Consider the following 16,444-nt stretch of genomic DNA (forward strand, 5'->3'; position numbering starts at 1 on the left):
ATGTTTCTGGATAACGCTGACGGGTCATAACACCTCCAATAGTTGCCTCATTTTAAGGCTGTGAGGTGTCTAGGGAAATGGGGGCGATTCAGATCGCCTCAATGATGGCCAGTGCCTGGCGTGACAACGGCACAATGTGCGGTTCTCGCATCTTGGCACCACGATGTGAGTATTTGACCCCTTCAATGGGGGGGCGGGACGCCGGGATCGTCCAGATTGCTCGCTCGATATCGAGCTCATCCCAGCGCATGAAGCGCAATTCACTCGAACGGACAAAGGTTAACAAGGTGAATTTCACCGCCATCTTGGTCAGCAGACGTCCCGAATAACTATCGAGACGGCGCACCAGCTTGGGAATATCCTGCAGCGGCAGCGCGGGATGATGCTGGACTTTGCGAACCGACAACGCCCCCGTCAAATCAGCGGCAGGATTGGTCTCAATCAAATCAGTTCGCATTACATAACTCATTATGCCATTGATGTGTTGCCGCACTCGTCCTGCCAAATCAAGCGCATTTCGCTGCGCTATCTTACGCAGTGGAACAAGCAGGTCACGAGTCTTGAGTTCGGCAACGGGGCAATGGCCAATCAATGGAAACACGTCTGTTTCAAGCCGGGTCAAGATGCGTGAAGCGTGATCGGAGGACCACTTGCCAGCATTTTTTGCATGCCATTCACGGGCAACAGCCTCAAAACTATTCGCTTGTTTGCGGGTGATGTTGTTACGCAACTGCTGCTTATGAACGACAGGGTCGATACCCTTGGCTAACAAATTTCGTGCGGCAGCGTGTTTGGCACGGGCCTCCGTCAACGACAGGATGGGGTAGTCGCCAAACGCCATCAGCCCTGCCTTACCATCTGGCTTGGTAAACTTGAAGCGCCACGAACGGGTACCGTTCTTTTTAACCAATAAGTGCAAGCCATTCCCATCGAACAGGGAATAGTCTTTTTCTCGCGGGCGGGCATTGCGACACTCGGTATCAGACAGGGGTTTGGTAGTTCGCGGCATTGGTATACGACTCCTTTATCGAATCGATGTATACCTAAGCGTATGCCAATTTATAGCGGATGTGTTAGGAATGACTCGGAATGTTCTGGACGTAAAAAAACCCAGAGACATTGAATCTACTGGGTTTTTTGAACTTTTTCGGAATACTTTGGAAGTATTAATGGTGCCCGAGGCCGGAATCGAACCGGCACGACGCGAACGTCGAGGGATTTTAAATGCAAGAGCTGCGGCCCTGTGAAGATATTAAGCGCTGCATCCCCTTGTTTCAAGTGGTTTTCGGTTGTTTCTGGTTATGTGTTGTTTTGGCAGGTTTGCACGCAATTACACATTTGATACGGCGCTTCAGCTTGAAATCTCGGGGGCTATCCGCCTGCAACTGGCGAGAATTTCACGTAGCAACGCGCAAAAAGAAAGCCCCATCAAGGGGCGTAGGTCATGCGGGGGTCATTGCTGGCTAGGGGTGGGCGCGGCCGCTTTATCATCTCTTTGGCCTCGGCTGTAAAATCCCTAAGCACATGATCAGGCGGGACGGACAAGACGGCTAGAGGATACTTTGCCAGCCATGCACGGGGGCGGTTATGCCCCCATCTGTTCCATGCTGCTATGGCCTCCCCTCGTTGCGCTGCTCTGCTCATGCTGGCTCGCTCCCTGTATAAACGGTCTCCCATGGTGCGGGGATCATGGCGATATGTCCGGCAGGGCTGGGGCTTTGACCGTTCTCTATAATCTGCAAGAACTCGGCGCGGGAGCCATAGAACAACCATGACGGGTGCACGGCCTCGGGTAGATTCACCCATTTTCCCGCTCTGGGGTGGTCTGGCTCCACTTCCTTATAAAACAGTGAGGTGATTTTCATAGGCTCTCTGGTCTGGTAGTACATAGCGGCTCCTTAAACTGGGACAATGCAGATCATGCGGCAGGGGCTTAGCTGTTGCTCCAGCTCTGCGCGGCGGTGGTCGTACTGCTCGCGGCTGCTGGCGTAGATCTGGACGGTGTTACCCTGCTGCTCCACGGTTTCGGCTCTGGGGTCGTCATGCTCAACCTCGAACCAGTCCACCACGTAGATCGGCGGGTCTTGCCGGAATGATTCGCTAACCTTGGCTATGCGCTGGGCTAGCCGTTCGCTCGGTCGTCTCATTGGTCTGGCTCCTGCATGATGCGCTGAAATGCGGCTTCTTCTTCGGGGGTGGTCGGTTTACTGGGTCGGCTCATTAGCTCGTCAAAGTCATCAGTTAGGCGGGATCTGGTTAGCTGGTTGGCGACTTTGGCTAGGGTGGTGCGGGGTGGTCGTCTCATTTAAGCGCCTCCAATTCCTCCACACGCTGCGCCAGCTCTGCCCACTCTGTCACACCTGCCACGGCGGTGAGGCTCGTTATAAGCTGCTGGGCTACGTCTGGGGCGACACGGCCAGACACGGAAGCAACCAGGATAGCCTCGGCTCGCTCTGGTGTCGTCATCTGCTCAAACTCGGCGGCGGTGATCAGCTCCACGGGCTCCTGTGTTGCTTTCAGGGTTGGGACACCACGGGCCAGAACCAGGGCGGCGGCCTGCATATCGCCATCAATAGCCTGTGCTATCACCTGCTGTAGAACTGCTGGGCTTGCCTGCTTGATCAGCTTCATAGCGGGGGACAATGCCCCCTTTGGTCGGCCTGCTGGGTTGCCGCTCTGTCCGGCTTTAAATCGTCCGGTCATCCTTAATCCTCCACACGACCAGCGGACGCCATGCCTTGGGCGCACTGCTCGATCTCCATTTTGCAGAAATCCCCAACGGCCCGGTTTAGTACGTCCAGTGCTCGCAAATCTGCGATAGCGGCGGCCTCTGCGGCGGCCTTCTCGGGAAAGTGAGTCTCCCACGCCTTGCTCATCATTTCGGTGTGCTCGTCACGCTTCAGACCGAACGCTTCAGGCGGGTAGTAATTTGCCGCTTGGGCGAAACGGGGGTCTAGCTGGACAAGTTTTTTAATCTCGGTCGCGCTCTTGGTTAGCAGTAGTTGGGCGAGCGTCATCGCGGATAGGTTGTCATGACTGGGCATCAAGTCTGTTTTACGCTCCATGGTGGCAGCCTCACCAGCTTGGACACCAAGCCGAAACGGTAGGGATAGACGCTCATCCAATGCGGCTTTGGCTTGCTCTGCGGCCTTCTTGCGCATCGGCAGCTTTTCCAGTTGGGTGCGGGTGCGGTCTCGTTCAATTCGCTCCAATCGACTTTCAAGGTCGCGGCCTATGGTTGCGGCGTGATCGATGCTGCTCTGTGCAAGGTCGGAAATAAGTCCGCGCCATGCTCCGGTTGCTACGTGGTTAATCTTTGCCATGTTAATACTCTCTTTGGGTTGACTGCCTTTTGTTACATTATAACATAACAGCCTCAATTGAAGCCAATCACCCTGTTATTCCCTGATCTTTAGAGGTCGATGGATTGCGAATCCGTCTAGAATCCATTGTTTGCAGTGGTTGCGGCGGGTTGCTGTGTAAAACCGTGGGGAATTGCGCGTTTTCGGGTCGATGCAACCCAGCTTGCAGCGGGAATTCCCGCTTCGAAAACAGCTAAGGGGCGGGCTCCCTGTCGTGCGATTTGAAAGAGGCAAAGAGGCTAGCCAGAAAGGGGGGGCTCTGCGGTGGGAACTCGTCGTCATCCTCGTCACCTATGCAAAATCAATGACGACGAATAACTAATGGTGTGGGGCTCTGCGGTGGTCTCGTCACTAACTCGTCACGAACTCGTCATCAAACCCATGACGAGAAACTCGTCAGGCCACAAACAGCAAAAAACCCGCAAAGCCTTATGCCGTGCGGGTTGTAGCGTTATTCGTCAACTCGTCGTCATTCTCGTCGTATAGGCAAAAATAATGACGACGAATGACGTCCCCTTAATCTTCCTCGTCACCGCTCGTCGTTAGCTCGTCATGCTTGGCAAGCGTCACGCAATCACCGTCAATAACAATCAACCCGTCTGCCTCTAAGGTCTTAAGGTGTCGCCCGAAGTTGCTCATGTTTGGTGTGCTGCCGTTTATCGGGATATCCTTGAAACGATGGCGGATCTCCTTTTTGGTGGTCTCGCCGTTCCTATCTGTTAGCGTCCTGACCGTTTGGAATAATGCCTTAGAAAGCGGCGCTAACCCGTCAGCCTCAGGATCTGCTGGCTCCCTGCCTCTGTCGATAACAACTAGGCTTGTGAGCTCGTCGCCGTCCTCATCCATGCCGATCACCCTCCTTTTTAGGTCGAAGGCTACAGGCTCCGGTTGCTCTGAATCCTTCATCTTGGTGCCAGTCAAAACAAGGCTATTACCTCGTTCTGCCTCGCGCTTGACAAGATATTCAGCATCCAATGCGGCGCGAAATGAGCTAGATCCCCGTGCTCCATTCGATTCATTCTTTCCGGTATGGTGGACAAGTAAGATTGTTGCCCCTGTAGTGGTTTTCACGAGGTCGCAACCACTGATAAACGCCCCCATGTCTGCGGCTCGGTTTTCATCTGCGCCACCAAAGCAACGGGCCACGGTATCAATGATGATCAGCTTAACGTCCTGCCCTGTAGCCTCCTTCACCTCCTCAACTGCAAACCTAAGCTCCGCCTGTTGCGACGGATCGGCCATAAACACGGGCATATCAACACGGTACACATTAGGGACGTCCCTGCCTTCGTTGTATTCATCAGCCCACGCCCGGATCCGACGAGGCACGCCAACGCCACCTTCCCCCACCACGTACAGCACGGCCCCCTGTTCGACCTTTGCCCCGTTCCATGGTTTGCCTGTCGCTATGTGGCAAGCCCACGAAACGGCAGCAAACGACTTGAATGATCCGGACGGCCCATAAATGGAAGCAGTACACGTAGCCGGTAATAATCCCTTAATGAGCCATGATGCCCTGTTGTCGAAACCATGAAATCCGGCCACCAATGGCAGTTTGGTTTTCCTTATCTGCTCGCCAGATGGAAGGGGGGTAACCATTGGCGGCGCCACCTTGTGGATGGTCTCCTCGGCGGTAATGGCTACCGGCTTCGGCTTATATGACTGCTGTAGAATCGGACTCTTCATGGCCGTTATCTCTTTCTTATGCGCCAAGGCTGCTGCAGTTTCTTCATTCATGCGGCCATCTCCATCCGGTAATCGTCCCAATCGCCACCAGACGGCGGGAAACTCACCTCTGCCCCTATGGCTGCTGCTGCGGCTTCGGCCTCCTTCTCAGCTCCCACATCACCACACACAATAATCGGCAGCTCTGGGATCATGGCCCTCGCCATTTTTGCGGCCTTCAGAATGTTGTTTTTGCTCAAGGCAGCAAAGCCCATAGACTTAAATTCCAGCAACTCACGGATGGCATATCCGGTAGCGACTCCTTCACATACAAAAAGGGTCTCCACTTCCTCAAGTTGCATGTCAATAGGCGGTTCTATGATCGTGAATCCGGCCTTGCTCCCACCTGCAAGCGCTGTCTTGTGCCCGTCATCTCTCACCAGTTCAGCACCGATGATCTCCCCGTTCACGTCCCTGATCGCGTGTAAAAGGCATCCGGCGCGGTAGGTGTAACGCTTGCCGTTCACATGGTGCAGATACTCACGGGATAGGATGAATACACCGAAACCTGTGTAGCCCTTGCGGCTCAGATAGGGGTGTTCTGCGGCGTCTATGATTAGCGACTCATCAGCCATCAGGTTAGCCAGGGCGGCGGCGGCTTCTCTCTGGCTAGCTTCTTTTGCTTTGGTCTCTGCGGCTCTTGCTTCGGCCTGCTTTAGGTTCCGCTCAATGGCTGCGCGGTCGAGTGGTGCTTCGTTGGAGATCCCAAGAAGGCTAGCCAGAAAGGGGATCATCTCCCTCATGGTCTTGCCTGTTACCTTCTGGACTAACGAGATCCCATCACCTGCCCCGCATTGGTTGCAAATCCAAGTCCCTCGCCCCTCTTTGTCATCGAACCGGAAGCGGTCTTTTCCACCACAAATAGGGCAAGGCCCGAATTTCTGGGCGGTAGGTGGTACAATGATCCCAGCCATTTCAACCGTTTCGCGCCACTTGTAAAGCACTGCGCTGCTGATTTCCTTGATTGATATGGTCATTGTTATATCCTTCTTGGGTCACCGTCTGGCCGTGCATGTTGGGGAACACTCGGGCCATTCGGTGAGGTTTGTAATGCCCTTTCAGTTAGCGCTGAAGGGGCGTTTTTTTGCCTGCTTTGCACTCGATTTGCCCATTACCCTCGCGGCAGGCTACTAGGCGCTGGATTATCGATGGATTGGAAGGGCCACAACCCATCATTCCCCCATCTGCTCCGGCAGTTGCCCACCAAGCCACAAGCCGAACATTGGGACGTTAACAAACAGCTTTTTGCCCACCATACGGGCGCAACGGCTCAGACCCGGGCGCTCGTCTCGCTTCCAGAAGAGGGTCTTTAGCGTGCTGCGACTGAACTGGGGATAGCTATCTGCCAACTCTGAAATGCTCTTCCAATTCTCAAGCTGCTGATTCATGCGTATCAGGTCGATATGATTCATGTTTGCGTCCTCTCGGTTGTTTCTAGTCAATCTGTGAAAGCTGCGGCCTAAGTCGATCCAGAAGCTAACCCAGACAATTGACAAAAGGAAGGGGTGTGTTTATCAAAATGCCCTTCTTAATCAACAACTTATGCGTGACTCACGCACCTACCTCTTATAAACCATTGATAAATAACGAGCTCAAAAATCCCTGTTCACCATCAAAAAAACTTTTCCGCAATGGTCTGTTTGCCTATTTTTTGAACCATGAAGCAATGGCCGCTCGCCAAAGAATGGCAGCCTCTTGATGAAATCCGGCTCGATAGGCCATGACGGCGGCCTGCGCTGCTTGTTGTGCGGGTGTGCGGTTGGTTACAATGCGGGTGTTCATGATTGATAGTCCCTCTATCAGTTGTGTTCCATGCCCCCGAACTGTTCGAGCAGTTGCGGGGGTTTTCTTTTGTGCTGATCTCTTCTCTGGCTAGCATCTTTAGGGCTAACAAGCTGGCGAGATCTGGCGGTATGGCACGGTTTTTCAGTAGCGCTTAGGCTAGCCAGACATAGGGATCCCCCCTCCCATAACCTCATAGGTTATAGAGTGCGGCCCCATTGCTGGGTGTTCGGTGTTCTACGGGCGCGGATCTGCGCGGGTTAGGTCATGACGGCGGCCCCCTTGGCTCTGGCTCGGATCAAGCTCTTAATCTCTGCCACTGTCGCCCCTGTTGGCGCGTCAATGACTGTGTGGCGCTCTCCGCTCTGGTTCTCTGTTATCCATGCGTCCCCCTTGAACCAGCACCATTCACGGTCAGTTGCAGGGTCGGCGGCTTCGAGAATGCCGGATCGGTAATCAAAATTTACCTGGCTCATCTCGCTGCCCTCCGTGTTAGATCCCCGAAAGTGCTTTCCGCCTTCTCCACCTTGTGCGCGGTGCTCAGGTGGGCGTAGCGCTTCACCATTGCCATAGATTTATGGCCTAGGTGGTCGGCTAGCTCTAGCAGGCTCGCGCCAGTCTTAGCCATGATTGAGGCGCTAGAATGGCGTAGGTCGTGAAAGCGGAAATCTTTGATATCGGCAGCCAGCAAGGCGGAATACCAGTACCGATCAAAGTGCTGTGCAGGCTGGTTGAGGTGGTTGGAACTCGGGAATACATAGCCCTCGCCTATCTCGCGCCACTGCATCAGCTCTTCGATCAGGTCGGTGGTTAGGGCTAGGTTGCGGCGGTCGCCGTTCTTGGTGAAGTGCAGGATCGCCGTCTTGCGCTGAAAGTCTAGATCACACCATCTCAAGCCCAATAGCTCAGAACGGCGAGCGCCAGTTACTAGGGCCATATGCACCAGCAAGTGCAGGCGATCCCATGCGCTATTCTGGCAAGCCTCTAGCAGTCGCGCGATCTCGTCATCAGACAAGAAGCGGGTGCGGCCTTGGCCTTCTGGCTCGCCTTCTATTTCACTGCAAGGGTTATGGCGGGTGTCATGCTTACGGTTGAACCACTTAAAGAAGCTCGAAAGGCATGCTTTGGTTCTATTGATGGTGGCGGGGGCTTTCTCGTCTTTGGCGAGGGCCAAAAGCCCCTCTCTGACGTGCTGACGGGTGATCTTGCCCACTGGCTTAGAACCGAGGCGATCGGCCCACCAAGTCAAACGGCGGATTATGGATTGGTCACGGCCTTGGTACTCGTCCAGAAACGAGCAAACAGCATCCTTAAACAGGATACTGTTGAGGCTTACATCGGTGAGGGCTTCGGCCAGGTCATCACTTGCAGTAATGCGAGCCAGAAACAATTCGGCGGCTTTCTTGGTCGAGAAACTTTTCCCGATGCGCTGGCCGTTGCGCATAATCTGAACCCGATAGGTCGTTTTCAGCTTACCAGTAATTTTTTGCACGCTTGCCATCGTCAAAACTCCTTGCCCGTTTTTACACGTTTAAAAGGGGGGTTTTGACCGCAACTTTCATCACTCTAGCGCCTAACTTTGACGCTAACCTGTTGACTAGGCAGGATTTTAAATGGTGCCCGAGGCCGGAATCGAACCGGCACGACGCGAACGTCGAGGGATTTTAAATCCCTTGTGTCTACCGATTTCACCACTCGGGCACCGCAATCGGTATCAAGCTCGCGTGGCGGGCTTGTCAATATGGAGGCACGTTCCGGAGTCGAACCGGACTAAACGGATTTGCAATCCGCTGCATAACCGCTTTGCTAACGCGCCATGCAAAAGAGAGTTGGCTCTCTATTGTCTGAATTTGGAGCGGGAAACGAGACTCGAACTCGCGACCCCGACCTTGGCAAGGTCGTGCTCTACCAACTGAGCTATTCCCGCATTGGTCTGGCTGACTGCCTGACTACGAGGACGCATTCTAGCGATGTTCCTCGCCCAGTCAACCAGAAATATTTAATCACCTGATCGTTCGGGCATTTTTTGCCCTTTTTGAACAGTTTTAGCGCCTTTGGCCGTTTCCTGCCTCAAATCAGCGGAAACCTCACCTTGCGGCGCGGGTGACTCACAGCTTGGCGTGGTGGGTCAGATCGCCCCAGGCCGCCTTCATGTACTGGAACATCGACCAGAAGGTGAGCACGGTGGCGACATAGAGCATCACGTAGGCGAGCCACACCATCCAGACGTTGTATTGCCAAATCAGACCGGTGAGCGACACCATCTGGATCATGGTCTTCCACTTGCCAATCCAGCTGACCGCCACCGAAGAGCGTTTGCCGAGCTCGGCCATCCATTCACGCAGGGCCGAGATGATGATCTCGCGGCCAATCATGGTCATGGCGGGGATGGTCACCCAGATGGTGTTGTAATGTTCGACGATGACCACCAGTGCAGCGGCAACCATGATCTTGTCGGCAACCGGGTCGAGGAAGGCGCCAAAGGCGGTGGACTGATTGAGCTTGCGAGCCAGATAGCCATCAAACCAGTCGGTGGCAGCGGCCAGAATAAAGATGAGGGCAGCCGCCAGATAGGACCATTGGTAAGGCAGATAGAACAGGATGACGAAGACGGGAATGAGCAAAATCCGGAAAAACGTCAACAGGTTAGGTATGTTTGTCATTATTTATTCAGCCACTTCTTGTACGTCGCTACATAGTGCGCCAAAGCCGATTTGCGATGCAACCGCACTGGCGCCCGTCCTGGTCTTCTTAATCCATCAATCTTCTCAAGATGCGGGGCCATTATGGCATTTACGGCCCCCCCGCGTCACGGCTCTTGTGCATCAAGGAGTTAGCGATTTTTCCTGGCTGCTGGCTGCGCCTAAAACCTGTTCAGGCGCCGTGCAAGCCATCATGGATGGTCTGGGCCAGCTCCTGACTGATGCCGGGCACCTTGGCCAGTTCATCCACGCTCGCCTTTTTGACCTCCTGCAGGCCACCAAGGTATTTGAGCAGTGCCTGCCGCCGCTTTGGCCCCACCCCCGGAATATCCTCCAGACTGCTGCTGGTGCGGGCCTTGGCACGCCGCGCTCGGTGGCCGGTAATGGCAAAACGGTGGGATTCATCGCGAATATGCTGAATCAAGTGCAAAGCGGGCATATCTGCCGGTAAATGCAGCTCTTCGTGGCTCTCCCCCATGATAAGGGTCTCCAGCCCCGCCTTGCGGGTGACCCCCTTGGCAATCCCCACCAGCAGCGGGTATTTGCCGCCGAGGAACTCCAGCTGACGGGCCAGGATCTCTTCGGCGCGGCGCAGCTGGCCGAGGCCGCCGTCGATAAACAGCACGTCCGGCACCTTGTCCGGCTCCTGCTGCTTGCCAAAGCGGCGCTCCAGCGCCTGCTCCATCGCCGCGTAGTCATCACCACCGGTGATACCGTCGATGTTGAAACGACGATATTCCGATGAGAGCGGCCCCTCCCGGTTGAACACCACGCAAGAGGCCACCGTGCGCTCCCCCATGGTGTGGGAGATATCGAAACACTCCATGCGGGCGATCGGGCGCTCCAGCTCCAGCAGCTCTTCCAGCTGATCGTAGCGAGCAGTCATGGTGCTCTTGTGAGCAAGCCGCGAGCGCAGCGCCGTCTCGGCATTGATGGAGGCGAGCTTGATAAAGCGGGCCCGTTCGGCGCGGGTACGGCTCACCACCCGCACCTTGTAGCCAGCGGTCTGGCTCAGGGTCTCGGCGATGACGTTTTCGTCCTCAAGGGCCACATCGAGCAGCACCTCGCTCGGGATCTGCCGCCCCCCCTGCCCCGACAGATAGAACTGCAGCAGGAAGGATTGCACCACCTCCTCGAGCGGAGTGTCAGCCGGCACTTTCGGGAAATAGCTGCGCGAGCCGAGCACCTTGCCCTGACGGATAAAGAGCACGTGGATGCAGGCAGCGCCTTGCTCGAAGGCGACCCCCACCACATCCAGCTCGTCCAGCACGTTGCCGCTCACCGACTGCTGCTCGGTGACCCGACGCAGCGCCAGGATCTGATCCCGATAGCGGGCTGCCTCTTCAAAGCGCAGATCGCCGCTGGCAGACTCCATCTTGCCCACCAACTCCCCAATCACCTGCTGGTTCTTGCCCGCCAGAAACAGTTTGGCCAACTCCACCTGCTGGGCATACTCGGCCTCGCTCACCAGCCCGGCTACGCAAGGACCGGCGCAGCGCTTGAGCTGATAGAGCAGGCAGGGACGGGTGCGGTTGGCGTAGACCGCATCCTCGCACTGGCGCACCGGGAAGATCTTCTGCATCAGATGCAAACTCTCACGCACCGCACCGCCGGAAGGGTACGGGCCGAAGTACTCTCCCTTGATCTTGCGGGCACCACGATGCACGCCGATGCGCGGATGCTGGTGCGCGGTGATGATGATCCAGGGGTAGGATTTATCGTCCCGCAGCAGCACGTTGTAGCGGGGCTGGTACTGCTTGATCAGGTTGTGCTCGAGGATCAGCGCCTCGGTCTCTGTGTGGGTGACGGTGACCTGAATATCGGCGATCTGGCGCACCAGGGTGCGGGTCTTGATGCTGTCGACGTTGGCCCGAAAGTAGGAGGCGAGCCGCTTTTTCAGATCCTTGGCCTTGCCGACATAGATCACGGTGCCACCGCTGTCATACATGCGGTAGACGCCGCTCTGATGGGTGACGGCGCTCAGAAACGCCTTACTGTCGAAGAGAGGTTCGGGAGAGAGGGTCATCAGCTACTCGGCTCACACAAAGGCAAAAATTGACGGGCAGAGCATACTGCCCCCGCCGCCTGAAAAGCAAAGGGGCAGAAAAGCAAAAAGGCGGCACTCGCCGCCTTTGTGACCACACGCCACCCGATTAGAGGGTATCGGCATCCAGCATGCCATAGCGAATGGCCAGATGGGTCAGTTCCACGTCACCATTGATCCCCAGCTTGCTGAACAGACGATAGCGGTAGCTGTTGACCGTCTTCGGGCTCAGGTTGAGCTGCTCGGAGATATCGGTCACCTTCTGCCCCTTGGTGATCATCATCATGATCTGCAGCTCGCGCTCGGAGAGGGACTTGAAGGGATTCTCGTCAGCGGAGGCAAACTGGCTGAGGGCCATCTGCTGGGCAATCTCCGGGGAGATGTAGCGCTGACCGGAGTGCACCAGCCGGATCGCCTGGATCATCTCGTCAGGGGCTGCTCCCTTGGTCAGGTAACCGGCGGCGCCCGCCTGCATCACCTTGGTGGGGAACGGATTTTCTGAATGAATGGTCAGCACTATGATGCGCACATCGGGGCGGATCCGCAGAATTTTGCGGGTCGCTTCCAGACCACCAATACCCGGCATGTTCATGTCCATCAGGATCACGTCCGGATGGTGCTGGCGACAGAACGTAACTGCGGTCTCGCCGCTCTGTGCCTCGCCCACCACCTTGATCCCGCGTACATCTTCAAGAATGCGTCTTATCCCTGTACGCACCAGCTCATGATCATCGACCAGGAATACATTTATCACCCAAACACCCCGTTTTTATCTCGTTTTTTGCCGCCCGGTTAGGGTTAACAGGGCGTCTTGCATCATAACCAAACTCGTCGCTTTGGCAAACCATGCGCGCCAAAAGTTTGAGAAAACCCATGTTTAGCGTTTAAAATCAAATAATTATATAAATTTTCAAAACAAAAAACGGTGCCTTGCGACACCGTTTTTCATGACTTTCGTGCAGTGGCCATCACTTGGCCAAAAATGCGCGCACCTTCTCCAGATCTGCCTGGGTATCTACTCCCACCGGCGGCGCTTCAAACGCCTGGGCGACGTGGATCTTCTCCCCATACCAGAGCACCCGCAGTTGCTCCAGCGCCTCGACCTGCTCCAGCACGCTAGGCGCCCAGTCTACATAACGCTGGATAAATCCGGCGCGATAGGCGTAGATGCCGATATGGCGCTGGTAGTGGTCGCCAATCTGCTCATGACTGTTGGCAAAGCGATCCCGATCCCAGGGAATGCTGGCGCGGCTAAAGTAGAGGGCGTAGCCATCCTTGTCAGTCACTACCTTGACGGCATTGGGATTGAACGCCTCTTCGGCATCCTTGATCGGCACCGACAAAGTCGCCATCGGCGCCGTGGCGGCGGCCAGATTGTCTGCCACCTGACGAATGATGGCGGGCGGAATGAGCGGCTCATCCCCCTGCACGTTGACGATGATGGTATCGGCGGCAAAGCCGTAGTGACGGCACACCTCGGCCAGACGCTCGGTGCCGGACTGGTGATCCGGTGAAGTCATGCACACCTCGACGCCGGTGCTCTGCAGCGCCTGCTGCACCCGGGCATCGTCAGTGGCAACGATCACCCGATCGGCGCCCGACTGCAGAGCCTTCTCTACCACGTGCTGCACCATGGGCTTGCCATGGATATTCGCCAGCGGCTTGCCCGGCAGACGGGTTGACGCATAGCGGGCAGGAATGACGACGACGAAACTCATGACGGCAGCTCATCGCTGTTGAGCTGTCGGGCACGGTTTTCCAGCAGCACCGGGATCCCCTCCTCCAGCGGATAGGCCAGCTTGTCAAAGCGGCAGACCAGCTCATGCACGGCCTTGTTGTAGTGCAGCTTACCCTTGCAGACCGGGCAGGCGATGATGTCGAGCAACTTGATGTCCAAAGCCAAAACGATACTCCTTCAACGATGTCGCGCTGGCGGCTTCATCACGCCAGCGATGGATGTCGAGCAACCAGATATTCCATACGGGACCGCTATTGGTCCACTTCTCCCCCGCTCAGGCGAGAGAGACTAATCTTGTGCCTTGGTTACGCCTTGCGCCTTTCCACTCGCGCTCAGCTTGTGCAACAAGGTATCGAGCAGGGATGCAGGCAACTCGGCTCTCACCGGCAGATACCACCAGTTATCGAGGGCAAAGGCGCGGCACTTGACCGCATCCTTCTCGGTCATCAGCAGCGGCTTGCTGGCAAAGCGGACCACCAGCTCATCCCGATCGAAGGGGTGATGATCGCCATAGGCGGCCTGCTGCTCCAGCTGGTAGCCGAGCCCCTCGAGGGTGGCGAAGAAACGGGGCGGATGGCCAATCCCCGCCAGCGCATCGACCGGCCCCGACAAGGGGGCGGCCAGCGGCGCATCGTCGCGCACCCGGCGCGGGGTGTCGGCAACCAGTTGCATGGGGTACTCCCCCTTGCCCGGCTCGCCGCCGTTACAGATGATGGCATCCACCCGCTTGAGACGAGTGACCGGCTCGCGCAGCGGCCCCATCGGCAGCAAGCAGGCGTTGCCAAAACGACGCGCCCCATCCACTACCACCAGCTCAATGTCGCGGGCCAGCGCGTAGTGCTGCAGGCCGTCGTCGGTGATGATGATATCCACCTCACCGCTCTGCTCCAGCAGTCGTACCGCATCGGCCCGTTTCGGGGCAACCACCACCGGACAGCCGCAGCGCCGGGCAATCAGCACTGGCTCATCCCCCGCCAGCGCCGTGGTGCTGGCGGCATCGAGCCGATACGGGTAATGGGGCGCCTTGCCGCCATAACCACGGCTCACCACCCCAGGGCGATAGCCACGGGCTTGCAACTGCTCCACCAGCCAGACCACCACCGGCGTCTTGCCGTTGCCCCCCACCGAAATATTGCCTACCACGATCACTGGCAAGGAGGCGCGATACCCCTTGCGCCAGCCGTGGCGATAGGCGTAGCGGCGGGTGCCGCTGATGATGGCGAACAGCAGGGCAAGGGGGGCCAGCAACCAGCGCCAGCCACTCTTTGCATACCAGAGCCGTTCCAGCATCAGGCCTTGTTTCCCGCGTTGCCAAACTGAATGGCGCGCAGCTGGGCATAGGTGCCGCGCTGCTCCATCAATGCTTCGTGGTTACCGCGCTCGACGATATGGCCTTCGTCGATCACCAGGATCTCGTCCGCCTTCTCGATGGTAGAGAGACGATGGGCGATCACCAGCGAGGTACGGGCCTTGCAAAGCTCATCGATGGCCGCCTGAATGTGGCGCTCGGACTCGGTATCGAGGGCCGAGGTGGCCTCATCCAGCAGCAGAACCGGCGCATCGCGCAGCAGGGCGCGGGCGATAGCGACTCGCTGGCGCTGACCGCCGGAGAGGGACGCGCCATTCTCGCCAACCACGGTGTCGTACCCCAGCGGCATCTTGCTGACGAACTCGTCGGCATGGGCGATGCGGGCGGCCTGCACGATCTGGTCGCGGCTGTATTTGTCTTCTGCCGCGTAGGCGATGTTGTTGGCCACCGAGTCGTTGAACAGGTGGACATGCTGGGAGACCAGCGCGTACTGCTTACGCAGCTCGCTCAACTTGTATTCGCGGATGTTGATGCCGTCCAGCAGGATCTCGCCCTGGTCGATATCGTAGAAGCGGGTCAGCAGGCTGGCGATGGTGCTCTTGCCTGAGCCGGAACGGCCCACCAGCGCCACCGACTTACCCGCCTCCACCTTGAAGCTGACGTTGTGCAGCGCCGGGGTATCCTTGGTCGGATAGGTGAAGGTGACGTTGCGAAACTCGATCTCGCCGCGGGCACGCTCCAGAGTACGGGTGCCGGTATCCTGCTCCGGCTCGCTGTCGAGCAGGCCAAACAGGCTGTGGCAAGCGGTGATGGCGCGCTGGAACTGATTGTTGACGTCGGTCAGGCTTTTCAGCGGCTTGAGCAGCATCATCATGGAGGTGATCATGACGGTAAACGTACCGGCAGTCAGAGTTGATTTGACGCTATCAATGGTCGCGACGTAGAGGAAGGCTGCCAGCGCGATGGAGGCAACCATCTGCACCACCGGACTGCCGATGGCATCGGCGGCGACCATCTTCATGGTCTGCTGACGCATGTTGTTGCTGACCTGGAAGAAGCGCTTCTCTTCAACCTTCTGGCCACCAAACATCAGCACCTCTTTGTGCCCTTTGAGCATCTGCTCGGTGGAAGTGGTGATATCCCCTACCGCCTGCTGGATGTGACGGCTGATCTGGCGGAAACGGCGGCTGATAAGGCCGATGATAATCCCCACCAGCGGGCCAACCACCAGGAAGATCACCGACAGTTGCCAGGAGTGCCAGAACATCAGGCCGAGCAGGCCGACCACGGTCGCCCCTTCCCGCACCAGGGTCACCAGGGTGGTGCTTGCCGCCGAGGAGACCTGACTCGCGTCATAGGTCACCTTGGAGAGCAGATGACCGGTGTTCTGACGGTCGAAGAAGCTCATCGGCATCGCCACCATGTGATTGAACACCTGCTGCTGCAGACGCATCACTACGTGGTTGCCGACCCAAGCCATGCAGTAGTTGGAGAGAAAGTTGGCAACACCGCGCAGGGCCACGATGCCGAGGACGAAGAAGGGCATCCATTTCAAGACGGTGCTGTCGTTGCCATTAATGCCCTGATCGATCAGCGGCTTGATGGAGTAGACAAAGGTGGTATCCACGGCAGCGTAGCCCAGCATCCCGATGATGCCACCGACCAGGCCCAGCTTGCGATCACGGACATAACCGAGCAGGCGTCGGAATACAGGCCAGCTCTCTTGTGAGGTTTCTTGTTGCATGAATAGCCGTTAGTAATGGAAATGACGGGCTATTCTAG

General features: G+C 56.9%; 18 protein-coding genes and 3 tRNA genes. All 21 read right to left on the minus strand.

The window, feature by feature from the left end:
• Positions 1-88: 88 nt before the first annotated feature.
• Complete coding sequence (locus OKC40_RS17585; RefSeq protein WP_232093548.1) at positions 89-1,009, minus strand: tyrosine-type recombinase/integrase; 921 nt, start codon at positions 1,007-1,009, stop codon at positions 89-91.
• Between the two features lie 631 nt (positions 1,010-1,640).
• The gene (locus OKC40_RS17590; protein ID WP_270796284.1) at positions 1,641-1,889 is read right to left on the minus strand and encodes a hypothetical protein; all 249 of its coding nucleotides are present in this window, start codon (positions 1,887-1,889) and stop codon (positions 1,641-1,643) included.
• A gap of 9 nt (positions 1,890-1,898) precedes the next feature.
• Entirely contained in the window at positions 1,899-2,147 is a 249-nt protein-coding gene (locus tag OKC40_RS17595; protein ID WP_270796286.1) for a hypothetical protein, read from the minus strand.
• 154 nt (positions 2,148-2,301) lie between these two features.
• Positions 2,302-2,703, minus strand: coding sequence for a DUF5681 domain-containing protein (locus tag OKC40_RS17600; protein ID WP_270796288.1), 402 nt, complete (start codon positions 2,701-2,703; stop codon positions 2,302-2,304).
• Positions 2,704-2,705: 2 nt separating this feature from the next.
• Positions 2,706-3,323, minus strand: coding sequence for a hypothetical protein (locus OKC40_RS17605; RefSeq protein WP_270796290.1), 618 nt, complete (start codon positions 3,321-3,323; stop codon positions 2,706-2,708).
• 555 nt (positions 3,324-3,878) lie between these two features.
• Positions 3,879-5,099, minus strand: coding sequence for a helicase RepA family protein (locus OKC40_RS17610; protein ID WP_182925711.1), 1,221 nt, complete (start codon positions 5,097-5,099; stop codon positions 3,879-3,881).
• Positions 5,096-6,064 carry a primase-helicase zinc-binding domain-containing protein gene (locus tag OKC40_RS17615; protein WP_270796292.1) on the minus strand — a complete coding sequence of 323 codons (969 nt, stop codon included), beginning with the start codon at positions 6,062-6,064 and terminating at the stop codon, positions 5,096-5,098. Before OKC40_RS17615 ends, OKC40_RS17610 begins: the two co-directional genes overlap by 4 nt.
• 195 nt (positions 6,065-6,259) lie before the next feature.
• Positions 6,260-6,499, minus strand: a complete 240-nt coding sequence (locus tag OKC40_RS17620) for a hypothetical protein (RefSeq protein ID WP_199428770.1) — start codon at positions 6,497-6,499, stop codon at positions 6,260-6,262.
• A gap of 232 nt (positions 6,500-6,731) precedes the next feature.
• Positions 6,732-6,869: a hypothetical protein gene (locus OKC40_RS17625; protein WP_182925714.1), complete on the minus strand. Its 138-nt coding sequence runs from the start codon at positions 6,867-6,869 to the stop codon at positions 6,732-6,734.
• 260 nt (positions 6,870-7,129) lie between these two features.
• Positions 7,130-7,345, minus strand: coding sequence for a hypothetical protein (locus OKC40_RS17630; RefSeq protein WP_182925715.1), 216 nt, complete (start codon positions 7,343-7,345; stop codon positions 7,130-7,132).
• Entirely contained in the window at positions 7,342-8,370 is a 1,029-nt protein-coding gene (locus OKC40_RS17635; protein ID WP_182925716.1) for a tyrosine-type recombinase/integrase, read from the minus strand. The genes OKC40_RS17630 and OKC40_RS17635 overlap by 4 nt, the downstream gene beginning before the upstream one ends.
• A gap of 113 nt (positions 8,371-8,483) precedes the next feature.
• Positions 8,484-8,570, minus strand: a tRNA-Leu gene (locus OKC40_RS17640).
• A 41-nt stretch (positions 8,571-8,611) separates the two neighbouring features.
• Positions 8,612-8,685: transfer RNA gene (locus OKC40_RS17645), tRNA-Cys, on the minus strand.
• Positions 8,686-8,720: 35 nt separating this feature from the next.
• A tRNA-Gly gene (locus tag OKC40_RS17650) sits at positions 8,721-8,796 on the minus strand.
• Between the two features lie 181 nt (positions 8,797-8,977).
• Positions 8,978-9,532 (minus strand): CDP-diacylglycerol--glycerol-3-phosphate 3-phosphatidyltransferase, encoded by a 555-nt coding sequence (pgsA, locus tag OKC40_RS17655; RefSeq protein WP_042057638.1) that lies wholly within the window; start codon positions 9,530-9,532, stop codon positions 8,978-8,980.
• 211 nt (positions 9,533-9,743) lie between these two features.
• Complete coding sequence (gene uvrC / locus OKC40_RS17660) at positions 9,744-11,597, minus strand: excinuclease ABC subunit UvrC (protein WP_270796298.1); 1,854 nt, start codon at positions 11,595-11,597, stop codon at positions 9,744-9,746.
• A gap of 127 nt (positions 11,598-11,724) precedes the next feature.
• Entirely contained in the window at positions 11,725-12,369 is a 645-nt protein-coding gene (uvrY, locus tag OKC40_RS17665) for a UvrY/SirA/GacA family response regulator transcription factor (RefSeq protein ID WP_005337448.1), read from the minus strand.
• 214 nt (positions 12,370-12,583) lie between these two features.
• The gene (kdsB, locus tag OKC40_RS17670; RefSeq protein ID WP_270796301.1) at positions 12,584-13,333 is read right to left on the minus strand and encodes a 3-deoxy-manno-octulosonate cytidylyltransferase; all 750 of its coding nucleotides are present in this window, start codon (positions 13,331-13,333) and stop codon (positions 12,584-12,586) included.
• A complete protein-coding gene (locus OKC40_RS17675; protein ID WP_042057644.1) occupies positions 13,330-13,518 on the minus strand; it encodes a Trm112 family protein in 189 nt (62 codons plus the stop codon). The genes kdsB and OKC40_RS17675 overlap by 4 nt, the downstream gene beginning before the upstream one ends.
• Positions 13,519-13,641: 123 nt before the next feature.
• Positions 13,642-14,643 carry a tetraacyldisaccharide 4'-kinase gene (gene lpxK, locus OKC40_RS17680; protein ID WP_270796302.1) on the minus strand — a complete coding sequence of 334 codons (1,002 nt, stop codon included), beginning with the start codon at positions 14,641-14,643 and terminating at the stop codon, positions 13,642-13,644.
• Entirely contained in the window at positions 14,643-16,406 is a 1,764-nt protein-coding gene (msbA, locus tag OKC40_RS17685) for a lipid A ABC transporter ATP-binding protein/permease MsbA (protein ID WP_270796303.1), read from the minus strand. Before msbA ends, lpxK begins: the two co-directional genes overlap by 1 nt.
• Positions 16,407-16,444 lie beyond the last annotated feature (38 nt).

This window comes from Aeromonas sp. QDB11 (genome assembly GCF_027705265.1).
Lineage (GTDB): Bacteria > Pseudomonadota > Gammaproteobacteria > Enterobacterales > Aeromonadaceae > Aeromonas > Aeromonas allosaccharophila.